The organism is Paenibacillus rubinfantis (genome assembly GCF_001486505.1).
Taxonomy (GTDB): domain Bacteria; phylum Bacillota; class Bacilli; order Paenibacillales; family Paenibacillaceae; genus Fontibacillus; species Fontibacillus rubinfantis.
This window is the reverse complement of sequence record NZ_LN909065.1, coordinates 819,322-843,739: the sequence shown is the minus strand read 5'-3', so window position 1 is coordinate 843,739 and position 24,418 is coordinate 819,322. Positions and strand designations below refer to the sequence as shown.

Sequence of the window (24,418 nt, the reverse complement as noted above, 5' to 3'; positions counted from 1 at the left end):
AGTCTAAAGAGGTTTTGCCATGATCAAACGAATAAAGCTTCGAACACTGCTGATAGGGGGATGTATTACCCTCTTTTTTGCTGTATTGATGGGTAGAGTGTTTTGGTTACAGGTGGTGCAGGCGAGCTTTTGGCAGTCGCATGCCGAGGAACTGTGGTCGACCAAAAAGGCGCTGCCGGCGACGCGGGGGATGATCACCGACCGGAACGGCGACATGCTTGCGGTGGATGCCCCGGCCTACACAGTAGCCGTTAATCCTGAGATCATTAACAAATACGGCCTTCAGGACGAGGTGGTTGAAGGGCTTGGCAAAGTTCTCGGGAAAGACGAAGGCGAGCTGAGATCCATTGTGAACGCCAAAAAGGAATCCGGCGAGTTTTTTACGCAGCGGGAAGTTCGCAATGAAGGCTGGAAAATCGACCAGGACTTAAAGGACCAGGTGCAAGCTTTCATCGGTGAACTGAAGGAGAAGCATCAAGACATGCAGGACGTCGGCATTTATTTGATCAAGGATCAGAAACGGTATTATCCGCATGAAAGCATCGCCTCCCACGTCTTGGGATACCTTGACCGCGAAGGCAAAGCCGTCTCCGGACTCGAAGCCTCCTTTGACGAGCAACTCAAAGGCGTTGACGGGTCGATCGAGTACAAGCGCGACGGCCGTGGGATCGAAATCCCGAAGGCAAGCGAAATCTATAACCCGCCGAAAGACGGGAGCAACCTGAAGCTTACAATCGATTATACGATTCAGTATTATATCGAGCAGGCGATGAAGGAATCCTACGATCAGTTGCAACCGATCAGTATGACGGTGATTGCGGCCGATCCAAATACGATGGAAATTCTCGGCATGGCGAATATGCCTACATACAATCCCAATGAATATTGGGCGGATGTCGACCAGAAAAACTTTTATAACCATGCGATCAAATCGGTCTACGAACCAGGTTCCACCTTTAAAATCGTGACCTTAGCCGGAGCGGTGCAGGACGGATTGTTCAACCCGAACGCCACATACAAATCCGGCAGCATCCGGGTGCCGGGGCAAACGATCCATGACTTGAAGCGTGCCGGCTGGGGTGAGATTAGTTATTTGGAGGGCGTCAAGCGCTCCAGTAACGTCGCCTTCGTCAAGCTGGGCTATGAAATGCTCGGACCGGAACGGCTGAAGACCTACGTAGACCAATTCGGATTCGGGAAAAAGACCGGCATCGAGCTGCCGGGTGAATCCAAAGGGATTGTGGATCCGGTGCAGCAAGCCGACTTTGCGGCGATGGCTTATGGTCACGGCAAGCTGCTCGTTACGCCGTTGCAGCAAATTGTCGCGGTATCAGCGATCGCCAACGGCGGTAAGCTGATGGAGCCCCATATCGTAAAATCCATTTCGGATCCGCAGACCGGAGAGACGCAGGAAACCAAACCCAAGGTCGTTCAACAGATCCTCACCGCGGACAAAGCGAAGGAAGTTGGCAACTACTTGGAGCAGGTTGTTTCGGACCAAAAGATTGGGACCGGACGGCACGCGTACATCGACGGTTACCGAGTGGCCGGCAAGACGGGGACCGCGGTAAAGGTAGTAAACGGACAATATGATTATACGAAGCAGGTCGTTTCGTTTATCGGTTATGCGCCGGTGGATGATCCGAAGATCGCGGTTATCGTCCTGATTGACGAACCAAAGGATTCCGAGTTGGGCGGGGGGACCGCAGCCGCACCGATATTCAAGAAGATCGTCAATCAAACGCTGCAGTACATGGGCGTACCGAAGAAATTCGAAGGCGGCTCGGCAGACACCCAGTCGTCGAAAGTGACGGCTACGGGACCAAAGGTGCCTGATGTAGGCGGACTGCCGGTGCAGCAAGCCAAGGATAAGCTGGCGGCAAGCCACATTTCCTACGCGACTTACGGGAAGGGGACTGAAATCCTCTCCCAATTCCCGAAGGCGGGCAGTACGCTAAAAGCCGGGCAATTCGTTTACCTCCTCACGGAGAAGGGATCGGACATCAATGTGCCGAACCTGCAAGGCGAATCGCTGCGCGACGCCATGGAGTTGTTGTCGGTGCTGCAGATTCCGGTGACGGCGAAAGGAGAAGGATACGTCGTCTCGCAGGAAGTTGTCACCGAGAATGGAGGAAGGCGCGTGATCCTTACTTTGGAACCGCCCGACAAGGAAGAAGCTCCCTCCGACGACGGACAGGCGGACGATGCCGGTACTAGCGGGGAAAAGGGCGAGAATACAGGGGAGGATCCCACCCAGGACTCGCCATAGCTTGTTCTAACCCCTGGTTGTCCTGAATAGTCATGTGATGAGTACAATCATGATGAGGTTTCAGGATGGGTTAGGGGGGCGACCTGTGAAAGTATCCAAGTTTACCGTCAGACGAAGACTGTTCTGGCTGTTAATGGTGTTGTGTTTGCTGTTTGCGGCGCTAGCCGTACGTCTTGCCTATGTGCAAATCGGAAAAGGCGCCGAATTATCCGCCAAAGCGGAGGATTCCTGGCGGCGGAATATCCCATATTCGGCAAAACGCGGTGAAATCAGCGACCGCAACGGCAACGTGCTCGCTTATAATATTACGACGCCAACGGTGATGGCTATTCCGGTACAGATCAAGAACCCGGAACAGACAGCCAAAAGCCTGGCGCCGCTCCTGGGGATGACCGAGGAATCGGTTCTGAAGTCGATCACCAAGAGACAATCCATAGTCAGGCTGCAACCCGGCGGACGCAAAATTACGATGGAAAAAGCGCAGCAAATTCGTGATTTGGCTCTTCCGGGTATTGTTGTCGCCGAAGACAACAAGCGTTATTACCCCTTTGGGGGGCTGGCAGCACATATTCTGGGCTTCACCGGCGGGTACAACCAAGGGCTCACCGGTGTGGAAAGCAAATACGACAGCCTGCTCAGCGGCATGAACGGGAGCGTGTCTTATTTGTCCGATGCCGGCGGGCGTCTGATGCCGGGCTCCTCGGAGAAGTACGTGGAGCCGAAGGACGGCTTGAATCTGACGCTGACGATCGACAAGACGATCCAAAGCATCATTGAACGCGAGCTGGATCAGGCTATGGACCGGCTGCAGGCCGATTCCGCACTGACGATCGCGATGAATCCGAAGACGGGGGAAATCCTGGGCATGGCCGCCAGACCGGGGTACGAGCCGGGAGCCTACCAAGAGTACGACTCGGCGGTCTATAACCGAAATCTTCCGATATGGATGACATACGAGCCAGGATCTACCTTCAAGATCATTACGCTGGCGGCAGCACTGGAAGAGAAGAAGGTTGATTTACTGAATGACCGGTTTTTCGATCCCGGATACGTCAAGGTGGGCGGGGCAACGCTCCGCTGCTGGAAGAAAGGCGGACATGGCAGCCAAACGTTCCTGCAGGTCGTGGAGAACTCCTGTAACCCCGGGTTCGTGGCCTTGGGCCAACGATTGGGCAAAGAAACGCTGTTCCAATACATCAAGAACTTCGGGTTTGGCAGCAAAACCGGCATCGACCTGAACGGAGAAGAAAACGGGATTTTGTTTAAACTGCCTCAAGTAGGACCGGTTGAGCTGGCGACAACCTCGTTTGGGCAGGGCGTCTCGGTCACTCCGATCCAGCAGATTACCGCGGTGTCTGCGGCGATTAACGGCGGCAAGCTGTTTAAGCCCTTCGTGGCCAAGGCGTGGACGAATGCGGAGACGGGCGAGGTGGTATCCGAGACGAAGCCGCAGCTGGTGCGGCAGGTCATCTCGGAGGAGACCTCCAAGCAGATCCGCACGGCGCTGGAAAGCGTCGTCGCCAACGGGACAGGCGGCAATGCGTTCATCGACGGTTACCGGGTTGGCGGCAAAACCGGGACCGCCCAAAAGGTCGTGAACGGACGGTACTCGCAAAATGAACATATCGTTTCGTTTATCGGCTTCGCTCCGGCAGATGACCCCCAAATCGTCGTGTACACTGCGGTTGATAACCCGCAGGGGATTCAGTTCGGCGGCGTGGTGGCTGCACCGATCGTACGCAACATCATGGAGGATGCACTGGAATATATGAAGGTTCCGCCGCGTCAGCAGCAAGTGGCCAAGAAGTACAAATACGGGGAGACGCCGATCGTTACGGTGCCGGACCTGATTGGGCACACGACGCAGGAGATCTATGAGGATCTGAACATGAACTTCAACCTGGCGAGATCCGGCGCCGGTAACGTGGTCATCAATCAAGCCCCGAAAGCGGGCTCGCGGGTGGAGAAGGGTTCGACTATCCGCATCTACATGGGCAGCGAAGCCGATGCAGAACAACAACACGATCATAATCCGATCACAAGTGAATAATATTCCTGAACTGAGCAATTTTTGGTGATAATATAAGTAAGTGTTAGCTCTTAAGTTGATGGAATTGAAATTTCAGTTAGAAGTACAAATCAACGCATAGAGCACGTAGTTGAAAGACGGAGGGGTAACCTATGCTGCTTAAGGAACTGGCAACTTATTTAATGGCTTCGCAGATACAAGGGGATGGGGAAACGTCCTGTACAGGGATCGCGATCGATTCGCGCAAGGTGGAGGCAGGGGATTTGTTTATCTGCCTTCCCGGCCATACGGTGGATGGTCATGACTATGCAAGTCAGGCCGCAGCGCAAGGCGCGGCTGCGCTTGTGGTGGAACGGTGGCTGAACGACGTCGCCTTGCCGCAGATCAAGGTGAAGGATAGCCGGCTGGCGATGGCTGTACTCGGAGGGGTCTTCTTTGCAGCACCAAGCTCGCGGTTGAAGGTGATTGGCGTGACCGGCACCAACGGCAAGACGACCACAACCTATCTAATCGAGCGGATTCTGCAGGACCAAGGCCGGGAAACGGGCTTGATCGGCACGATCCAGCGTAGGTTCGCCGGGCAGACCTATCCGATGTCGGGGACAACGCCGGAATCGCTTGAGCTGCAGAAATATTTGCATGACATGGTCCAAGGCGGCGGAGCGTATTGCGTAATGGAGGTGTCTTCCCATGCCCTGGATCAGGGACGCGTGAAAGGTACCCGCTTCCGTACGGCCGTATTTACGAACTTGACCCAGGATCATCTGGATTATCATAAAACGATGGAGGATTACCGCGGGGCCAAAGGGTTGTTTTTCTCCCGGCTGGGCAATACGTATGCCGAGAATCCGGAGGAACGCAGCTATGCGGTCCTGAACGCCGACGACCCGGCAAGCGCCTTTTTTGCCAAACAGACGGCGGCTGAGGTGATTTTCTACGGTGTGGAGGAAGATGCGGACGTACGGGCCTCGAACATCTCCATTACCGCCCGGGGGACGTCGTTCCACGTCGATACGTTCCGCGGGAGTGCGGATATCTCCTTGCGAATGGTTGGCAAGTTTAATGTCTACAACGCCCTGGCGGCCATTTCGGCGGCGTTGCTGGAAGGCATTTCTCTGGAGCGGATCAAGGCCAGCCTGGAGTCGGTGAAAGGCGTTGAAGGCCGGGTGGAAGCGGTGGACGAAGGTCAGGATTTCGCCGTGATCGTCGATTACGCCCATACCCCGGATGGCTTGGAGAATGTGCTGCGCACGGTGAATGAATTTGCGAAGGGCCGCGTCATTTGCGTATTTGGCTGCGGCGGGGACCGAGATCGTACGAAACGGCCGATTATGGGACGGATTGCCGCGAAATATTCGCAACAGGTGATCGTCACCTCCGACAATCCGCGGACTGAAGATCCGGATGCGATCCTAAAGGATATCGAGCAAGGACTGATTGACGACGGAGTGGATTCGGCGCGTTACGAGCTCATCGTCGACCGCCGCGAGGCCATCCAAAAGGCTATTGAAATGGCAAGCCGTGAGGATGTAGTATTGATTGCGGGGAAAGGCCATGAGACCTATCAATTGATCGGATCCAAAGTGCTCGATTTTGACGATCGAATCGTAGCAAAAGAAGCGATAAGGGGTTTGGCAAAGTGATCAAAAGAAACTTAGCGGAAATTGCCGCGATGTGCGGCGGACAGATTCGGGAAGCGGCCGATGCCAGCATTCGGGTACAGGGTGTGGTGACGGACTCCCGACAAATCACGGAAGGCTGCTTGTTTGTGCCGCTGGCGGGAGAACGGTTCGACGGCCATGATTTTGCCGCGGACTGCCTGCAGGCGGGGGCAGGCGCTTGCCTGTGGGCACGATCGAAGGGAACGCCGCCGGGTCCGGCCGTACTCGTGGACGATACGCTAATTGCGCTGCAGGCGCTGGCCAAATCGTACCTGGCCGAATCGGGGGCCAAGGTCGTTGGCATCACCGGGAGCAACGGCAAAACGACGACCAAGGACTTGGTTTACGCTCTTTTGTCTACAACTTATAACGTGCATAAAACCAAAGGGAATTTTAACAACCATATCGGCCTTCCGTTGACGATCTTGGCCATGCCGGAGGATACGGAAATCGCCGTGCTCGAGATGGGGATGAGCGGCCGACATGAGATTGAATTGCTCTCGAAGCTGGGTGAACCGGAAACGGCGGTGATCACCAATATTGGCGAATCGCATTTGCTGCAACTGGGTTCGCGCGAGGAGATCACTAGGGCCAAGCTGGAGATTCTTGCAGGTATGAAGCCGGGGGGACTGTTCATCTATAATGGGGACGAACCCCTGATTCCTCAGGTGTTGGCCGAGCCGTCTACCGCGAAGCCGGAAGGGCTGCAAACGGCAACGTTTGGTCTCCGTCCGGACAATGACGCGTATCCTACCGGCATCCTGTTCACGGATCATTTAACGTTGTTTACGCCCCATGGCAGTGAAGGCGAGCCGTTAGAACTGCCGCTCCTGGGTGAACATAACGTATCCAACGCGCTGGCGGCCCTGACGGTCGCCCGTCATTACGGGGTGAGCGAGGCCGCGATCCGCGAAGGCTTCGGCAAGGTGGAGTTAACCGGCATGCGCATTGAGGTCGTTACCGGCCAAAGCGGCATTACGATCCTGAACGACGCGTATAACGCCAGCCCGACTTCGATGAAGGCGGCGATCGGCGTTTTGGCGCATATGAAAGGATACCGAAAGAAGGTCGCCGTACTAGGCGATATGCTGGAGCTGGGCGCTTCCGAGGAGGAGTATCACCGCGGAATTGGAGAGGGTCTGACGCCGGGGACGGTTGACCTGCTGTTGACCTGCGGACCGCTCGCCCGCCACATCGCCGAAGGGGCCAAGAAACAGATGGACCCGGATAACATTTACGCATATACTGATAAGTCTGAACTGATCCGCAAGCTGGTTTCGCTGCTGCATCCGCAGGACGTCGTCTTGGTTAAGGCTTCCCGAGGCATGAAACTCGAAGAAGTCGTCGAAGCGATCAAAACTAGCAAGCTGACACACTAATACCGGCGAAAGGGGGGGATCCCATGGATTTTGGACTTATCTTGTTAACGATCGGAGTTTCCTTTATTCTGGCGGTCATCTCGGCTCCGCTGGTGATACCGCTGCTGAGACGGCTGAAATTCGGCCAGCAAATTCGCGGCGAGGGTCCGCAAAGCCATTTGAAAAAGGCAGGAACGCCAACGATGGGCGGCATTATTATCCTATTGGCGTTTACGCTGGCCTTTCTGAAATTTTCGGTCGTGAATACCGACTTTTACGTCCTACTGGTCGCTACGCTTGGCTTTGGACTGGTTGGATTTCTCGACGATTACATCAAAATCGTGTTCAAACGGTCATTGGGACTCACGCCCAGACAAAAACTGATCGGACAACTGTTGTTCTCCGGGATCATGTGCACTTTGCTAATTTCTGAAGGACACAGCACGGCGATAAGCGTTCCTGGAACACAATTTGCATTTGATTGGGGGCCGTGGTTCTACTATCCGTTTATTGTCATAATGATGATGGCAGTCACCAATGCGGTGAATTTTACCGACGGGGTAGACGGTTTGTTGTCCGGCGTCAGCGCAATTGCCTTGGGCGCTTTTGCGGTGATCGCAATGCAGGTGACCTCGCTGCCGTCCGCGGTTTGCGCAGCGGCCATGATCGGCGCTGTGTTGGGCTTTCTCGTGTTTAATGCTCACCCGGCCAAGGTGTTTATGGGCGATACCGGTTCACTGGGCATCGGCGGAGCGATCGGCGCGATCGCCATCGTGACCAAAACCGAGCTGCTGTTCCTGGTCATCGGCGGAATTTTTGTCATCGAAATGCTGTCCGTCGTCATTCAGGTGGTTTCTTTTAAGACACGCGGCAAGCGGGTATTTAAAATGAGCCCCATTCACCATCACTTCGAGTTGTCCGGATGGTCGGAATGGCGGGTCGTCGTTACATTTTGGTCGGTTGGACTGGTGTTGGCGGTCATTGGACTTTACTTGAACAAGGGGTTGTAAAAGATGAATCATCCAGAAGAATACCGGGGGCGTCAGGTTGTCGTTCTCGGTTTGGCGAGAAGCGGCGTTCAGGTCGCCAAAACCCTGCATCGTTACGGAGCCGTCATCACGGTCAACGATAAGAAGGAAAGAGAACAGTGTCCCGAAGCATCCGAATTGGAGGCTTTGGGAATTTCTGTTGTATGCGGTGGTCACCCGGACGGGCTGATCCATGAAGGCGTCTCGCTGGTCGTTAAAAACCCCGGAATCCCGTATACCGCTCCTCCTGTAGCTCACGCGCTTGAGCTTGGCATTGAGGTCGTAACTGAGGTTGAGGTAGCCTATCTACTCAGTCCGGCTCCGATGATTGGGATCACCGGCTCCAACGGCAAAACCACGACGACAACTTGGATCGGCAACATGCTGGAGGCCGCCGGGATGAGACCGATTGTCGCCGGCAATATCGGCACTCCGTTGTGTGAAGCCGCCGAGGAGGCGGATGCGGGCAACTGGCTGGTTGCCGAGCTGAGCAGCTTTCAGCTGAAGGGCACTCGGGCGTTCCGCCCGGAGGTGGCTTGCCTGCTGAATGTAGCGGAGACGCATCTGGATTACCATGGGACGATGGAGGATTACATCTCCTCAAAAGCCAAGCTGTTTGCGAACCAACGGGAAACCGATCGCGCCGTTATCAATTGGGACGATCCGGTCTGCCGGGAACTTGTGCCCTACATAAAAGCGAAGCTTATCCCCTTCTCCATGACCGAGGAATTACAGACGGAGGGCGTTTACGTCGAGCCGGCGTACGTTCCAGATGTCGAGGACGGGTTGGCCCGCCGGATCATGTATCGCGGAGCTGACGGCGAGTCGCGCGGGATCGTCGACATCGCTGACCTCGCCCTGCCGGGCCGCTTTAACGTCGAGAACGCGCTTGCGGCGGTTGCCGCAGCGATTACGGCGGGAGCCGCGCCCGAGGCGCTTGCCGAGCCGCTGCGGACCTTCCGCGGCGTGGAGCATCGGTTGGAATACGTCGACGAGAAGCAAGGGGTCGCCTACTACAACAACTCCAAAGCGACCAATTCCAAAGCAACGGTGATGGCCCTAGGCGCGCTGCACGCGCCAATCGTGCTGATCGCCGGCGGCTTGGACCGCGGCTCGGATTATATGGAGCTGCTGCCGGTTTTCAAAGAGAAGGTGAAGGCCGTGGTGGCGCTGGGTCAGACGAAAGAAAAAATCGCTAGAGTTGCCGAACTGGCGGGTCTATCGCACATCGTGCTGGTCGATACTGTGGACAGCGCCGCGGATACGCTGCGTACCGCGCTGAAGGAGGCTGCCGGTGTGGCGGAGCCGGGAGATGTGGTTCTGCTCTCGCCGGCTTGCGCCAGCTGGGATATGTTCCCTTCCTATGAAGAGCGTGGACGCATTTTTAAAGAGGCGGTGCATACCCTTTAAGTAGGGGGGTGGAAAAGCCCCTACTTTCTGTCAAGAGGTGGCATCCACGATGGGCAAGAGCCGTACGGCGCCGGATTTTTGGCTGGCGGCCAGCATTCTCGGATTGCTGGCGATTGGAATCGTGATGGTATACAGCGCGGGTTCGGTACTCGCTTTCCATGATTACGGCGATTCTTTCTATTTTGTCAAAAGACAGCTGCTATTTGCCGTGCTAGGATTAATCGCAATGGTTCTGATGATGAATTTGGATTATCGGCTGCTACGGAAATACGCTAAAATCGGGCTGGTCCTATGTTTTGTACTGCTCGTTATCGTGCTGATCCCCGGGATCGGGGTCGTACGCGGCGGGGCGCGCAGCTGGCTGGGGATCAGCTCCTTTGGCATCCAGCCGTCCGAGTTCATGAAGCTGGGCATGATTTTGTTTCTATCCTACTGGCTTAGCAAAGAAGATTACAAGATCACGAACTTTACCAAAGGGTTGCTGCCGCCGTTAGGCGTGATCGGACTGGCCTTTGGTTTGATCATGCTACAGCCCGATTTAGGGACGGGTACGGTCATGCTAGGGGCCTCCCTGCTGATCGTGTTTACCGCAGGCGCTCGAATTCGGCACTTGGCCGGATTGGCCGCGGTGGGGGCGCTGGGCTTCGTTGGCTTGATTCTGGCGGCGCCTTATCGGCTGCAACGGATCACGGCCTTCCTAGATCCATGGTCCGATCCGCTGGGGGCGGGGTATCAGATTATCCAATCGCTGTATGCCATCGGTCCAGGGGGCTTGGCGGGCTTGGGACTTGGCATGAGCCGGCAAAAATACAGTTATGTCCCGGAGCCGCAAACCGACTTTATTTTCTCGATCCTGGCGGAGGAATTAGGCTTTATCGGCGGACTTTTAGTCCTGTTATTGTTTTTGATCCTGGTGTGGCGGGGCATGCGCGTGGCGATGACCATCGAGGATACGTTTGGCAGCTTGCTGGCTGTCGGCATCGTAGGGATGGTTGGCGTGCAGGTCGTGATCAATATCGGCGTCGTCATCGGCCTGATGCCGGTCACCGGTATTACCTTGCCGCTGATCAGCTATGGGGGATCATCGCTGACGCTGATGCTGACTGCACTAGGTATATTACTGAATTTATCCCGTTACGCGAGGTGAGCATATGCGCGTCGTACTTAGCGGCGGCGGAACCGGGGGACATATCTACCCGGCGTTAGCCGTCGCCAGCCAATGCGCTGAAGAATTCCCCGGCTCTGAGTTTCTATACATCGGCGGCAAGCGCGGGCTGGAGAGCTCGCTTGTCCCCAAGCAGGGGATTCCGTTTAAAGCGATTGATATTACCGGCTTCCGCCGGAAGCTGTCGTTTGATAATGTGAGAACGGTCATGCGTTTTCTTAAGGGAGTGCAAACTTCCAAGAAGCTGCTGAAAGAGTTTAAGCCCGATGTCGTCATCGGAACGGGCGGCTACGTATGTGGTCCGGTTGTTTATGCTGCGGCCAAGCTGGGCATTCCCAGCATCATTCATGAACAGAATGCGATTCCGGGACTGACTAACCGGTTCTTAAGCAAATATGTGTCGACGGTGGCCGTCAGCTTCGAAGACTCGGGCACGGCTTTTCCTGCGGCTCGTAACGTCGTTTACACGGGGAACCCCCGGGCAACCACCGTCTGCGCAGCCAACAAACGGAAGGGCTTTGAAACCTTGGGTTTGCCGGAGTCCAGCTCCGTCGTGCTGGTGGTCGGAGGCAGCCGAGGCGCCAAAGCGATCAACGAAGCGATGGTTGAAATGGCTCCGCTGCTGAAGGAATCGGAGCATTTGAAATTTGTATACGTGACCGGGGACAGCTATTATGCCTCGACGGTGGAGGCGATTTCGGCGAAGGCGGGCGAGCTGCCTGCTAATTTGCAGGTGCTTCCTTATGTGCACAACATGCCGGAGGTACTGGCCTGCACCTCGCTGATCGTGAACCGTGCCGGGGCTTCTTTTTTGGCGGAAATCACCGCACTTGGAATTCCTTCGATCCTGATTCCGTCTCCCAACGTGACCAACAATCACCAGGAAAAGAACGCTCGCACGCTGGAAGGCGCCGGCGCGGCCGAGGTGATTCTGGAGCCGGAGCTGACGGGGAGAAGCCTATATGCGTCGATTGAACGCGTTATGAACGATTTGCCGCGGCACAGCTCCATGTCAACCGCTTCACGCGCGTTGGGTAAACCGGATTCCGCTCACCTCGTCGTAGAGGAAATGCGGAGACTGACGCAACACCGCTAACAACCGCAACGAGCGGCGGACAACCACGGTTCCGGGATCTGGGCGATTGTCACACTCTCCGTGAGGGAGGCATAAGATACTCTATAAATCGTGACAACCAAGCGGGGCAGGACGATAAACCCCGCAGGACCCGGGCTCCGGCAGTCATCCGGCTGCCGATTTGGAACAGGCCGAAGGAATTCCGCCATACAAGTCAAGGAGGGTTATACGATGCAGCAGTGGATATCACAATTAACCGGACTGGAGGCTTTGGAGGTCTTGCCGGATGAGCCGATGTCGAAGTATACAACCTGGAAAATCGGCGGCCCGGCGGACGTAATGGTCGTTCCGACAACCACCCGGCAGCTGGCGGAGCTGATGCGCTTGCTCCACGCCGAGGGCATTCCGTGGATGACGATTGGAAAAGGCTCCAACCTGCTGGTTTCCGATAAGGGCATCCGGGGCTGCGTCATCCGGTTGGGCGGTGAGCTGGAGCAAATCGCTTTCGACGGTGCGGAAGTTCGTGCCGGAGGCGGCGCATCGATCGTCAGACTCAGCATCATGGCAGGCAAAGCGGGATTAACCGGGCTGGAATTTGCCGGAGGAATTCCGGGAACGGTTGGCGGCGCGGTCTATATGAATGCCGGTGCCCACGGGTCCGATGTGTCACGTATATTTAAATCCGCTGACATTGTTCTGGAGACAGGTGAATTGGTCACGTACACAGCGGAGGATATGAAGTTTGCCTACCGGCATTCCGTCCTGCATGAACAGCGAGGGATCGTGGCACAGGCATGTTTTTCGCTGGCCGCGGGTGACCGGCTGGAAGTCGCGGCGGCTATGGCGGCGTATAAGGATCGCCGCCGCAAAACGCAGCCGCTGACGCAGCCCTGCGCAGGCAGCGTATTTCGCAACCCGCCCGGGGATCATGCCGCAAGGCTGGTCGAAGCGGCGGGACTCAAAGGGACAAAGGTCGGCGGGGCCGAAGTATCCACGCTGCACGCCAATTTCATCGTCAATACCGGGCAAGCGACAGCAGAGGACGTTCTTGCGCTCATGGAGCAAGTCAAGGCCGCCGTTCAAAGCAAATTTGAAGTGGCGCTGGTGCCGGAGGTCTTCTTCGTGGGTGAACGGTAAACTCGGAGGTGATACATTGGACAAATTGGTGATCGAAGGCGGGAAACCCCTATCAGGAACCATTCGTATCCATGGAGCGAAAAATGCCGCACTGCCGATCCTGGCTGCATCGATGCTGGCGGAAGGCAAAGTGCAACTTCGAAATGTCCCCCGCCTGCTCGATATTGATGTCATGTTAGGTATCCTCGGTCGACTGGGCTGCAGAGCCGTCCATTTGGGAGATACGGTAACCGTTGATACGTCGGGAGCGGATTCCAGCCATGTGCCGGAAGATTTAATGAAACAGATGCGCTCCTCCATTTTTTTGATGGGGCCGCTGCTTGCCCGTTTTGGGGAAGTGTGCATTTATCAGCCGGGCGGCTGTGCGATCGGGGAACGGAAAATCGATCTGCATTTGAAGGGACTTGAAGCTTTAGGTGCGAAAATTGAGGAGTACGATCAGCAAATTTGGTGCAGAGCCAGCAAGCTGGTCGGCGCCGACATCCATCTGGATTTCCCCAGCGTAGGCGCAACGGAGAACATTATGATGGCGGCTGCGCTGGCCGAAGGAACCACGATTATTACCAACGCGGCGCGGGAGCCGGAGATTCAGGACCTGCAGAACTTCTTGAATGCCATGGGCGCAAGCATTATCGGCGCCGGCACCGACACGATTACGGTCAGAGGAGTGGAACGCCTCATCCCTTGCGATTACGAGATTATCCCGGACCGTATCGTTGCAGGAACCGCGCTGATCGCCGTCGCCGCCACCCGCGGCAGCGTCACCCTTACCCACAGCAACCCTTCGCATCTGGTTTCTCTGCTGCATGTGCTGAAGCGGGCTGGTGTTCAAATCGGAGTTACGGATGATATAATAACGTTGAGCAGTGCAGGCCGTCCCAAAGCGGTGGAACGGATCGTGACCTCACCTTATCCGTCATTTCCTACCGATTTGCAGTCCCAAGTCATGGTGCTGCTATCTCTGGCAGACGGACTTAGCGTTATGAAAGAGACCGTATTCGAAGGCCGGTTTAAGCATGTTGATGAGCTTGTCCGCATGGGAGCCGATATTACAGTTGACCTGAATTCCGCATTTATTCGCGGGGTCCCTCGCCTTTACGGTGCGACCGTGGAAGCGACCGACCTGCGTGCAGGGGCGGCGTTAGTCATCGCTGGTTTGGCGGCTCAAGGCCAAACGGTGGTCGAGCAGGTTCATCATATCGACCGCGGTTACGATCGGATCGAAACCATGTTTCAGCGTCTGGGTGGCGCGGTTAGACGCGAGTCTCCGGCCTTACGGCAGCTGGATCTTGCCTAAGTCGCAAGGCTGGCTGTACCGCGAACCTTCATCGGTTATAGCCCTAAACTTTTGTCCCCTCCCCCGGAGGGGATAATAGGCTTTGTAATACTTATTCAGAAAGTTGCGGAGAAATGACATGCCAAAAGCAAATGTACCCGTCTTAAAAGAACCCGCGCCCAAGAAAAAAAGCGGCCGGAAAATCAAAACCGTTCTCATCCTGCTGTTCCTCGCGTTGCTGTGCGTCCTTTTTTTTCGCTCATCCCTTAGTAAAATCTCCGTGATTACGTTCGAAGGTAATACGTATACTACCGAGACGGAGCTTTTGGAAGTCACCGGTCTTCAAGTCGGGTCCCCCTTTTTCGCCGTCAGCGCGAATCAAATTGCCCGTAAGGTAGAAGACGTTCCTTCGGTGAAGCAGGCGACGGTGGACAAGACGTTTCCCGGCAGCGTGAAGGTGCATATCGAGGAATATCCGATCGCGGCCTACGAGTTGACAGAGGACGGAAAGCTGCAAGGTTTGCTTGCCAACGGAACGCGGATCGAGCTTAAGGGCGGTTCAATGCCGGTGGACAAGCCGATCTTAACCGGTTGGAAAGCGGATGATGCCAGCTTGGTCAAACTATGCCGAACGCTGTCGCAAATTCCGGACGAGCTGACCGCTGACATTTCCGAGATCGTCCCTTCGCCGACGATGTCCTATCCGGACAGGATCAAGCTGTATACGAGGTCCAAATTTGAAATCATTTCGGCCATTTCGCTCCTGGCCAAAAAGGCCGAATACATGAACGAAATTCTGCAAACACAGGACCCTGGTAAGCTGACGATGCTGGATGCCGATTCTTATGTTCCGTACTCCGCGGCGGAGAACGAAGAAGGCGGACAAAATGATACTACTCATGATTGAAAAACAATGTTAAAATACATTTTATGGGCTAGTTGACGTTCTCCCTCTTTTTTCTTCTAATTTTGCAGATATGGCCAGGATCTAATTCCGTAGGGTCAAGTACTTCCTGCCTATTGGATGTAAAACTTGGAAGTCAAAAAATTTGTAGAAAAAAGAGGGAAAGGTTAAATGGCGTTGAATTAGTAGTTAGTGCATCTAACACGGTAAGTATATTTTGATGGGGAAATAGGAGGTGCCAGGGGCTTGAGCAACAATGACATCATTGTTAGTTTGGACATCGGTACATCCAAAGTTCGTGCTATTATTGGGGAAATTAGTAATGGAACCTTTAATATTATTGGGGTTGGATCTGCCGACTCGGAAGGAATTCGAAAAGGCGCGATTGTAGATATTGACCAGACGGTGCAATCGATTCGCAGCGCTGTGGATCATGCGGAACGGATGGTAGATATTCAAATATCGGAAGTGTATGTCGGCATTTCGGGAAATCATATCGGACTCCAAACGAGCCACGGGGTTGTAGCCGTACAAAACGAAGACCGGGAAATCGGCGAAGAGGACATCGAACGTGTCCTTAAGGCAGCCGAGGTTATCGCGCTGCCGCCGGAACGCGAAATTATCGATGTGGTGGCCAAGCAGTATATTGTGGACGGGCTGGAAGGGATTTCGGACCCGCGGGGGATGATCGGTGTTCGTCTTGAAGTTGAAGCGACGATCGTTACCGGAGCCAAAACGGCGATTCATAATTTGCTTCGCTGTGTGGAGAAGGCTGGACTGAAGGTTCGGGATTTGGTATTGCTGTCGCTTGCTTCCGGACAATTGGCATTGTCCAAAGACGAGAAAACGATGGGATCCGTTCTGGTAGACATCGGTGCAGGTTCCACGACGATCGCTGTATTCGAAAGCGGCACGATCGTAGCGACATCCACGCTTCCGATTGGGGGAGAATTTATAACGAACGACATTGCCTACGGTTTGCGGACGTTGACGGACCACGCGGAGAAAGCGAAGCTGAAATACGGCTGCGCGGCCATCGAGGACGCGGCGTCGGATGTCACCTTCAAGGTGACGCGGATCGGAAGCAATGTGGACAAGGAGTTTACGCAGGAGGATCTGGCCGCCATTGCGGAGCCTCGCGTGCAGGAGATTTTTCAGCTGATTCGCCAGGAAGTGAAACGTCTTGGTTACAGCGAGCAGCCGGGGGGATATATCCTCGTTGGCGGAACGGTGTCCATGCCGGGCTTGCTCAAGATTGCCCAGCAGGAGCTGGAAGCTTCCGTACGGATTGCTGTGCCAGATTTCATCGGCGTTCGCGATCCTGCTTATACCGGCGGCGTAGGGATCTTGCATAAGGTAATTAAGAGCCTGCGCATTCGCAGCGGATCTAGTCCCAAGAAGAATGCGAACCGGAGCAAAGCTCCGAGCCCGCAGGAAACCGTCCGTAAAACCGGTTTGATGGAACGACTCAAGAACTTGTTTAGCGAATTTATATAGTGGTATAGGAATGATGCACGGGCCATCCATGCATATTGAGGGGGAGATGGAAGAGTATGTTGGAATTTGATTTCGAAATGGAGAGCTTGGCACAAATCAAGGTGATCGGAGTTGGCGGCGGCGGAAGCAACGCGGTAAACCGGATGATCGAGAACGGCGTGAAGGGCGTGGAGTTTATTACGGTCAACACGGACGCTCAAGCGCTGCATTTGGCCAAGTCCGAACATAAATTGCAAATCGGGGACAAGCTGACCCGCGGTCTTGGCGCCGGTGCAAATCCGGAAGTCGGCAAGAAAGCGGCGGAAGAATCCCGCGATTTGATCGCGAATACGTTGAAAGGCGCGGATATGGTGTTCGTTACCGCCGGTATGGGCGGCGGCACTGGGACTGGCGCAGCTCCAGTCATCGCCGAGATCGCCAGAGAATGCGGTGCGCTGACGGTTGGCGTCGTAACCCGTCCGTTTACCTTCGAAGGACGTAAACGTTCTTCGCAAGCGGAGCTGGGCATCGAAGCGTTGAAGGAAAAGGTCGACACGCTGATCGTGATCCCGAATGACCGCTTGCTTGAGATCGTAGACAAGAAGACGCCGATGCTGGAAGCGTTCCGCGAAGCGGATAACGTATTGCGTCAGGCGGTACAAGGCATTTCCGACTTGATCGCCGTGCCGGGTCTGATCAACCTCGACTTTGCCGATGTGAAGACGATTATGACCGAACGCGGATCCGCCCTGATGGGCATCGGTCTGGCGACCGGCGAGAATCGTGCGGCCGAAGCGGCACGCAAAGCGATTATGAGCCCGCTGCTGGAGACATCGATCGAAGGCGCGCGCGGCGTGATTATGAACATTACCGGCGGGGGGAACCTGTCGCTGTATGAAGTCAATGAAGCCGCAGAGATCGTGATTTCCGCATCCGATCCGGAAGTGAACATGATCTTTGGTGCGATCATCGACGAGAACATGAAGGAAGAGATCAAGGTGACGGTCATCGCCACTGGCTTCGAGAACAAGCCGTTGCCGAACCGCAAGCCTACGGCATCTGCGCCCGGTACTCCGGAACCGCAGGAGTCCCGTCCGAGTTCGACTTCCACGCTGAGACCGTTTGGCAACCAGCCTAGCGGCGACCAACTGGATATTCCGACGTTTCTTCGTAACCGTTCGCGGAACAACAACGAATAGGTTATAAGTCTTTTAAACGTCTTCCCCAAGACCTTGTCCCGAGTATAGGACAAGGTCTTTTTTCTATGCCCCGCGGACGCGAATCTCTCCAGCTATGTCGACAAAAATAGTGGCATTCTACTTTCAATTTTAGACAGACTTTCTCGTTTGTTCTCTTTATACTGATAACCATCTACCCAGGCAGGTGAATGCCGTTGGTTGTCTATATCGATCTCCTATTCTTGATGAACCTATTGATCGATGCAAGCTTGCTCCTGGCTACGGCTCGGATGCGGAAGCAAAAAATCATCCTCTGGCGGCTGGCCCTGTCGGCGGGAGTCGGAGCGATGTACGTCGTCATGATGTTTTTGCCGGAGCTCTCGTTTCTGTACACGTTTCTCGTGAAGTTTCTATTCTCTGTCGCGATGTTGTGGATCGCGTTTGGATTTGGAAGTTTACAAAACTACTTACGGAATATGGGAGCTTTTTATATTGTCAATTTTGCGGCGGCCGGCGGGATTCTGGGTGTGCATTATTTGCTTCAGGACTCCGGAGAAATCTGGAGCGGGATTTGGTATTCGGCATCCGGCGGGCTGTCGTTTTCGCTCAAAATCGGAGCATTGTTTATCCTGGTTTGTTTTTTTGCCGTCTTGTATGGGTTCAAGCGGGTGATGGACGCACGGCAGCGTCAGGAGCGGATTCACTCCTTTTTGGCAGAGCTGGAGGTGCGCGTCGGCGATACGACGATTACCTGCAGGGGACTCATCGATACGGGCAATCAATTATCTGATCCGCTTAGCCGACTCCCGGTGACGGTGATGGAAGCTTCGCTGTGGGAGCAGGTTCTCCCCCCGTCCTATCGGGGGAAGCTGGCCGACGAGCGTGCGGACAACCTCATCCTGGAGCTCACGGAGGCGGGGGATTTTCCTTGGCCGGAGCGGCTGCGGCTCGTTCCATACCGGGGGATTAACAAAGGCACCCAGTTCATGCTGGCGCTGAAGCCCGACGAGGTGACGGTCCGTCTGGAGGGACGGGAATACCGTTCGTCCCGGGTGTTGATCGGCTTGGACGGGGGGCGATTATCGACGGAAGGTACCTATCGCGCGATTGTTCATCCCGCGCTCGTAGAGACGGCGGAGGCGAAGGAAGGCACAGACCTCATCAGTAAAACGGGAACGTAACTTAGGAGGATACAAAACCATGCATGTAAAGTGGAAAATGATGCTGCAGCTGCAGTATTACCGGCTGCTGTTTCTTTTTGGGCTAAAAAGCGAAGAAATCTACTATATCGGCGGGAGCGAAGCGCTGCCCCCTCCCTTGACGCGGGAAGAGGAAGAATATTTGCTGCAGCGGCTGCCCAGCGGCGATTCGGCGATTCGGGCCATGCTGATCGAGCGCAACCTGCGGCTCGTTGTGTATATCGCCAGAAAGTTCGAGAACACTGGAATCAACATCGAGGATCTGGTGTCCATCGGGGCGATCGGGCTGATCAAGGCGGTGAACACTTTTGACCCGGAGAAGAAGATTAAGCTGGCGACCTATGCTTCCCGTTGTATTGAAAATGAAATCCTGATGTACCTGCGCCGTAACAGCAAGATCCGTACCGAGGTGAGCTTTGATGAACCGTTGAATATCGATTGGGACGGCAACGAGCTGCTGCTCTCCGACGTGTTGGGCACGGAGAATGATACGATCTACCGGAACATTGAAGAACAGGTGGACCGCAAGCTGCTGCACAAAGCGCTCGACAAATTAACCGAACGGGAACGCATGATTATGGAGCTGCGGTTCGGGCTGGTGGACGGCGACGAAAAGACGCAAAAGGATGTGGCCGATCTGTTGGGGATTTCGCAATCCTACATCTCGCGCCTGGAGAAGCGGATCATCAAACGACTGCGCAAGGAATTTAACAAGATGGTCTAAATGCGATGTTCTAACCATGTACATGAGGTACGTGAGCAACAGAGCGACCGACTGAATTGCAAGATTCGATGTCGAATCGGCTTTGTGATTTTGCTTCGTCATGGACAGAGGGTTGCGGAATAAAAATACAGTCCCGGGAGATACTGTTCATTAGTTTCTCCTTGGGAGGTTTAGACACGATGACCCGAAACAAAGTCGAAATTTGCGGTGTCGATACCGCAAAATTGCCCGTTCTAACCAATGCGGAAATGCGTGAATTGTTCCACTCGTTGCAGCAGGACCACGTAAGATCAGCCAGAGAAAAGTTAGTAAATGGCAATCTGAGACTCGTGCTGAGCGTCATCCAGCGGTTCAACAATCGGGGGGAGTATGTGGACGACCTGTTCCAGGTTGGCTGCATCGGACTCATGAAAGCCATCGATAATTTCGATTTATCGCAAAACGTCAAATTCTCCACTTACGCCGTGCCGATGATTATCGGGGAAATTCGGCGTTACCTGCGGGACAACAACCCGATCCGAGTCTCCCGCAGCCTGCGCGATATCGCCTACAAGGCATTGCAAATGCGGGACAACCTGACCAACCAGAACTCGCGGGAACCTACGATATTCGAAATCTCCGAGGCCTTAGGCTTGCCGAAGGAGGATGTCGTCTTTGCCCTCGACGCGATTCAGGACCCGGTATCGTTATTTGAACCGATTTATCATGACGGCGGCGATCCGATCTATGTGATGGACCAAATCAGCGACGATAAGAACAAGGATGTGTCCTGGATTGAGGAAATCGCTTTGCGCGAAGCGATGCAGCGGTTGGGCCGCCGCGAGAAGATGATCTTGTCCATGCGGTTTTTCGAAGGAAAAACGCAGATGGAGGTCGCCGATGAAATCGGGATCTCTCAGGCACAAGTATCCCGGCTCGAGAAATCCGCCATTTTACAAATGCAAAAGCATGTGAAGTCGTAAGTTTGGTCCCTGCGGGGACCTTTTTTTGTTGTGAACATTTCCATATCATGAATCCATCCAGCCTCGGTATGATAGAAGTGTGCGATAGGCTTGCGACTTGAGATATGCGGGGGGAAGATTGATGAAGTATTGCATAGGAGAGTTTTCTTCGCTGCTCGGCATCACCCGGGATACGCTGAGGCTATACGAGAAGCACGATATCGTGAAGCCGGTCAAGGACCGTCATAACAGCTACCGCTATTTTAACGACCTGGACGCCCGGGACCTGTTGATGAGCCGGTGGTATCGAAGCTTGAAGATTCCGTTGCAGGATGTAGCCGGTTTGATTCAAAATGCTTCATTGGATGACATTCTCAACAAAATGGAGCATAGCAAGCAGGAGTTGGAGGAAGAGATTCGCAAAAGCACGATGCTGTTGCATAAGCTGGATGAACTGAGCCGGGAAGTCCAAAGCTTGGAGGGACGGCTCTACCGCTGCACGCTGGGCGACCGGCCGGGACTCTACCGATTGAAGCAAACGGAGAAAAACAACCTGCTGAACACGAAAGGCTTGGAAGGCACAATTAATGCTTTAATGGAGGTGCTGCCCTACTCGTTTTATTGCTTCCGGATTGAGCGGGAATCCATCGAATCTGAGGAGGACCCATTGGACTACAGCTGGGGCTTGTCAATTTCCGAAGACGAGGTACGTCAGCTCGGAATTGCGTTGGACGAGCATTTGGAGTATATCCCGCCATCCCGTTGTGTGTCGTCCGTGATTTTATCACCGCAGAACGAGCATTTTTCCAAAGAGGCTCTCCGATTTATGCTGAATTACATCCATGAGCACCGCTATACGATCTCAGGTGCAGTATCCGGGCGGTTGATGTTGACCGAAAATCACGAAGGAACAAAACGTTCGTTCTTGGAAATACATATCCCGATCGAGGAATCCTATTGACCTTGGTGCCGCACCAAGGTTTATGCTTCTGATGAGGCCTTGTTTGTGGTTTTATGTGAAAATAATCACAAAATAGGCTTAATATGCAGTAAGGGGAGAAGAGGGAATGCGCAGCAAACGATTTAACAAAATGCTCATGTTTTCCATCTGCATCGTACTGGTTGCGTCGATGTTCGGCTGGGGGTGGCAATCCGGGAAGCTGGGAAGCAGCTCTTCGACGGTAGCGGCGGCCTCAGCTTTTAAAGCGGGGACGTATACCGGGGAAGCCGAAGGCAAAGACGGCGTTATCAAAGTGCAAGTGACGATGGAGCAAGCGGATCGGATCAAGGACATCAAAATCGTCAGCCAAACGGAAACCGAAGGTCTCGGTGATTCCGCGCTGAACAAAATCAAGGAGCAAATCCTGGCGAATCAATCGTTAGCGATTGACGCGGTCAGCGGAGCAAGCGTATCCAGCGATGCCATGCTGAAAGCGGTAGAGAATGCCGTGAAAAAAGCGGGCGGCGATGTGAATGCTTTGAAATCAGTTAGCGTCAAGAAGCCTGGCGTTGGTAAAACGGAAAAGCTCCAAGCGGATGTCGTTGTTGTTGGGGCCGGAGCTTCCGGTGTCTCAGCTGCGGTGACGGCAGCGGACAAGGGCGCCAAAGTCGTGATCATCGAGAAAACCGGTGTGATCGGCGGTGCCAGCAACTTGTCTTGGGCGGGTAAATTTTATAACTCTTCCGCCGCGGTAGCCGATGGATTAAAGGTGAACGTGGAACAGGAAATCTCCAATTGGATCGTAAATAATCACTGGAGAGTGGATGCAGCGGCGGTTCGCCAATACGTTACGAAATCCGGGGAGACGTACGATTGGCTGAAGAACAAAGGGTATGTCACGACTTATATGAACTTTGGCGGGGAACAGCTTCATGTGCTGCCGGCCTATAATACCCGTGAACAAACCCTTCGCAAGATGCTGGCGGCTTCCGTAGAGAAGAACGGCGGCAAGGTGATTACCGAAACCACCGCCAAGAAACTGATGACGGACGCTAAAGGAGCTGTAACCGGCGTCGTAGCGGAAAAAGCGGACGGAACAACGCTGGAAATCAGCGCCAAAAGCGTTGTAATGGCCACGGGCGGATATGCAGGAAACAAGGAAATGGTTAAAGAAGCTTTTGGCTTTGAGGGGGTTAATGGCGGACTCGCACAGAACATTGGCGAAGGCCTGAAAATGTCCTGGGCGGTAGGTGCGAAGGTGCCGGACAACTTCGGCGGACAAATGCTGCATCAGACGTTGGCCAGAGGGACCAGCAATCTGAAGAAGCAATATTCCTCTTTTGAAGCCAGCTATCCGATGATGCTGAGCTACCTGCCGACTTTGATGAACGTGGGCCCATCGGGAGCCCGCTTCAGAGATGAGACAGCTACCTTAACGGCAGTTGCGGCGGCAAATACGAGTGCGTTTAACGGGCCTTACCATCTGGTTATCGTATCGCAATCGCAATTGAAAGCTTTGGAAGCCAAGGGCATGAACGGCGTTAAAGCGCCGGGGCTGCCAGGCCTTCCTCCGGAATTTTACGCAGATTTCACCAATCAATTTAAGCTGGATACCCCATGGAAGAACGTCGTATCCGTCTTTGATTCGATGGTGAAAAACGGGGATGGGTATAAAGGCAACACGATCGAGGAATTAGCCAAAAACGCCGGGATGGACGTAGAGGTGTTTAAGGAAGCTTACAACAAATATACGCAAGCGACGAAAACCGGTGTAGACACAGAGTTTGGCAAATCCAAAGACTACTTGCTTCCGATGGGCGACGGCCCTTATTATGCGATCATTGCCGAGATCAACAACCTGGGTTCGGTTGGCGGCTTGCTCGTAAACCCTAAATTCCAAGTCTTAAACGACAAACGCGTACCGGTCAAAGGACTTTATGCGGTTGGACTTGAATCCGAAGGCGTGCTGTTTAACGACACCTACGTTGGCAACGGGGTAGGCATTGGGTATTCCTTTACCTCCGGACGTCTGGGCGGCGAAAGTGCAGCTGCCGGGGCGCTGGGGAAATAAAAACGAAAAATCGAGCAGGATTAAAAAAGGACGGCTTCTTCCGGAAATCCAACGGATTTCGGAAGGGCGGTTCTTTTTTTGCGTTGGTGGTCGGTCGGGCGGGCGTTTCTTTTCCTGTGGCCAAGGGCGCATGCGCCGATTCCTACGCACATATAGTAAAGGGACGGAGGAATTACACGGGACGGGGGCGGTAAAACCATGGACAATGTGGTGAGGGCGAGTATGAAAATATCCGATTTCCAAACGAAAGACGTCATCAATGTCGTGGATGGGAAACGGCTCGGGCATATCAGCGACCTGGAGCTGGATTTGAGACAAGGGGTCATCGAGGCGATTGTGGTCCCCGTTGGGGCGAAATTCATGGGGTTATTCGGCAGCGGCAGCGATTTGATTATCCCTTGGAAAAATATCGTGAAGATCGGATCGGATGTCGTTTTGGTCAAAATGGAGGAGCTGCGCGAAAACCGAGTGCAGACGGCCTATGATACAACCGTGTATATCGACCGGGACGGGCGGGCGGAACGGCGGAGCTAGAATCCATAAGCGGCAGCGCGTCGATTTATGGTAGACTTGAAGG

General features: G+C 54.3%; 19 protein-coding genes. All 19 read left to right on the top strand.

From position 1 onward, the window contains the following. Positions 1-19: 19 nt before the first annotated feature. The 19 genes from BN3277_RS15455 to BN3277_RS15365 all read left to right on the top strand — a co-directional run bounded on the left by BN3277_RS15455 (position 20) and on the right by BN3277_RS15365 (position 24,375). On the top strand, positions 20-2,269 hold the full coding sequence (locus BN3277_RS15455; protein ID WP_059044090.1) for a penicillin-binding transpeptidase domain-containing protein: 2,250 nt from the start codon (positions 20-22) through the stop codon (positions 2,267-2,269). An 85-nt stretch (positions 2,270-2,354) separates the two neighbouring features. Further along, positions 2,355-4,319: a stage V sporulation protein D gene (locus BN3277_RS15450; protein ID WP_059044089.1), complete on the top strand. Its 1,965-nt coding sequence runs from the start codon at positions 2,355-2,357 to the stop codon at positions 4,317-4,319. 131 nt (positions 4,320-4,450) lie between these two features. Next, a complete protein-coding gene (locus BN3277_RS15445; RefSeq protein WP_059044087.1) occupies positions 4,451-5,941 on the top strand; it encodes a UDP-N-acetylmuramoyl-L-alanyl-D-glutamate--2,6-diaminopimelate ligase in 1,491 nt (496 codons plus the stop codon). Next, positions 5,938-7,338 (top strand): UDP-N-acetylmuramoyl-tripeptide--D-alanyl-D-alanine ligase, encoded by a 1,401-nt coding sequence (locus BN3277_RS15440; protein WP_187380083.1) that lies wholly within the window; start codon positions 5,938-5,940, stop codon positions 7,336-7,338. The genes BN3277_RS15445 and BN3277_RS15440 overlap by 4 nt, the downstream gene beginning before the upstream one ends. Before the next feature lie 23 nt (positions 7,339-7,361). Then, entirely contained in the window at positions 7,362-8,327 is a 966-nt protein-coding gene (mraY, locus tag BN3277_RS15435; RefSeq protein WP_059044085.1) for a phospho-N-acetylmuramoyl-pentapeptide-transferase, read from the top strand. A 3-nt stretch (positions 8,328-8,330) separates the two neighbouring features. After that, entirely contained in the window at positions 8,331-9,755 is a 1,425-nt protein-coding gene (murD, locus tag BN3277_RS15430) for a UDP-N-acetylmuramoyl-L-alanine--D-glutamate ligase (protein WP_059044083.1), read from the top strand. A gap of 49 nt (positions 9,756-9,804) precedes the next feature. Continuing rightward, complete coding sequence (spoVE, locus tag BN3277_RS15425) at positions 9,805-10,902, top strand: stage V sporulation protein E (protein ID WP_059044080.1); 1,098 nt, start codon at positions 9,805-9,807, stop codon at positions 10,900-10,902. Between the two features lie 4 nt (positions 10,903-10,906). Continuing rightward, on the top strand, positions 10,907-12,016 hold the full coding sequence (murG, locus tag BN3277_RS15420; protein ID WP_059044079.1) for an undecaprenyldiphospho-muramoylpentapeptide beta-N-acetylglucosaminyltransferase: 1,110 nt from the start codon (positions 10,907-10,909) through the stop codon (positions 12,014-12,016). A 210-nt stretch (positions 12,017-12,226) separates the two neighbouring features. Continuing rightward, a complete protein-coding gene (gene murB / locus BN3277_RS15415) occupies positions 12,227-13,132 on the top strand; it encodes a UDP-N-acetylmuramate dehydrogenase (RefSeq protein ID WP_059044077.1) in 906 nt (301 codons plus the stop codon). 16 nt (positions 13,133-13,148) lie between these two features. Next, the gene (murA, locus tag BN3277_RS15410) at positions 13,149-14,429 is read left to right on the top strand and encodes a UDP-N-acetylglucosamine 1-carboxyvinyltransferase (protein ID WP_059044075.1); all 1,281 of its coding nucleotides are present in this window, start codon (positions 13,149-13,151) and stop codon (positions 14,427-14,429) included. 118 nt (positions 14,430-14,547) lie between these two features. Then, positions 14,548-15,315 carry a cell division protein FtsQ/DivIB gene (locus BN3277_RS15405; RefSeq protein ID WP_059044073.1) on the top strand — a complete coding sequence of 256 codons (768 nt, stop codon included), beginning with the start codon at positions 14,548-14,550 and terminating at the stop codon, positions 15,313-15,315. A gap of 243 nt (positions 15,316-15,558) precedes the next feature. Beyond that, a complete protein-coding gene (gene ftsA / locus BN3277_RS15400) occupies positions 15,559-16,809 on the top strand; it encodes a cell division protein FtsA (protein WP_059044071.1) in 1,251 nt (416 codons plus the stop codon). A gap of 56 nt (positions 16,810-16,865) precedes the next feature. After that, positions 16,866-17,987, top strand: coding sequence for a cell division protein FtsZ (gene ftsZ, locus BN3277_RS15395; protein ID WP_059044070.1), 1,122 nt, complete (start codon positions 16,866-16,868; stop codon positions 17,985-17,987). Between the two features lie 188 nt (positions 17,988-18,175). Next, positions 18,176-19,147, top strand: a complete 972-nt coding sequence (gene spoIIGA / locus BN3277_RS15390) for a sigma-E processing peptidase SpoIIGA (RefSeq protein WP_059044069.1) — start codon at positions 18,176-18,178, stop codon at positions 19,145-19,147. Positions 19,148-19,166: 19 nt separating this feature from the next. Continuing rightward, positions 19,167-19,889, top strand: a complete 723-nt coding sequence (gene sigE / locus BN3277_RS15385) for an RNA polymerase sporulation sigma factor SigE (protein ID WP_009225609.1) — start codon at positions 19,167-19,169, stop codon at positions 19,887-19,889. Between the two features lie 179 nt (positions 19,890-20,068). Then, complete coding sequence (sigG, locus tag BN3277_RS15380) at positions 20,069-20,851, top strand: RNA polymerase sporulation sigma factor SigG (protein ID WP_036621413.1); 783 nt, start codon at positions 20,069-20,071, stop codon at positions 20,849-20,851. 121 nt (positions 20,852-20,972) lie between these two features. Beyond that, positions 20,973-21,791 (top strand): MerR family transcriptional regulator, encoded by an 819-nt coding sequence (locus BN3277_RS15375; protein WP_059044068.1) that lies wholly within the window; start codon positions 20,973-20,975, stop codon positions 21,789-21,791. A gap of 106 nt (positions 21,792-21,897) precedes the next feature. Next, a complete protein-coding gene (locus BN3277_RS15370; protein ID WP_059044067.1) occupies positions 21,898-23,841 on the top strand; it encodes an FAD-binding protein in 1,944 nt (647 codons plus the stop codon). A gap of 198 nt (positions 23,842-24,039) precedes the next feature. Next, the gene (locus BN3277_RS15365; protein WP_059044066.1) at positions 24,040-24,375 is read left to right on the top strand and encodes a YlmC/YmxH family sporulation protein; all 336 of its coding nucleotides are present in this window, start codon (positions 24,040-24,042) and stop codon (positions 24,373-24,375) included. The last annotated feature ends 43 nt before the right edge of the window (positions 24,376-24,418 follow it).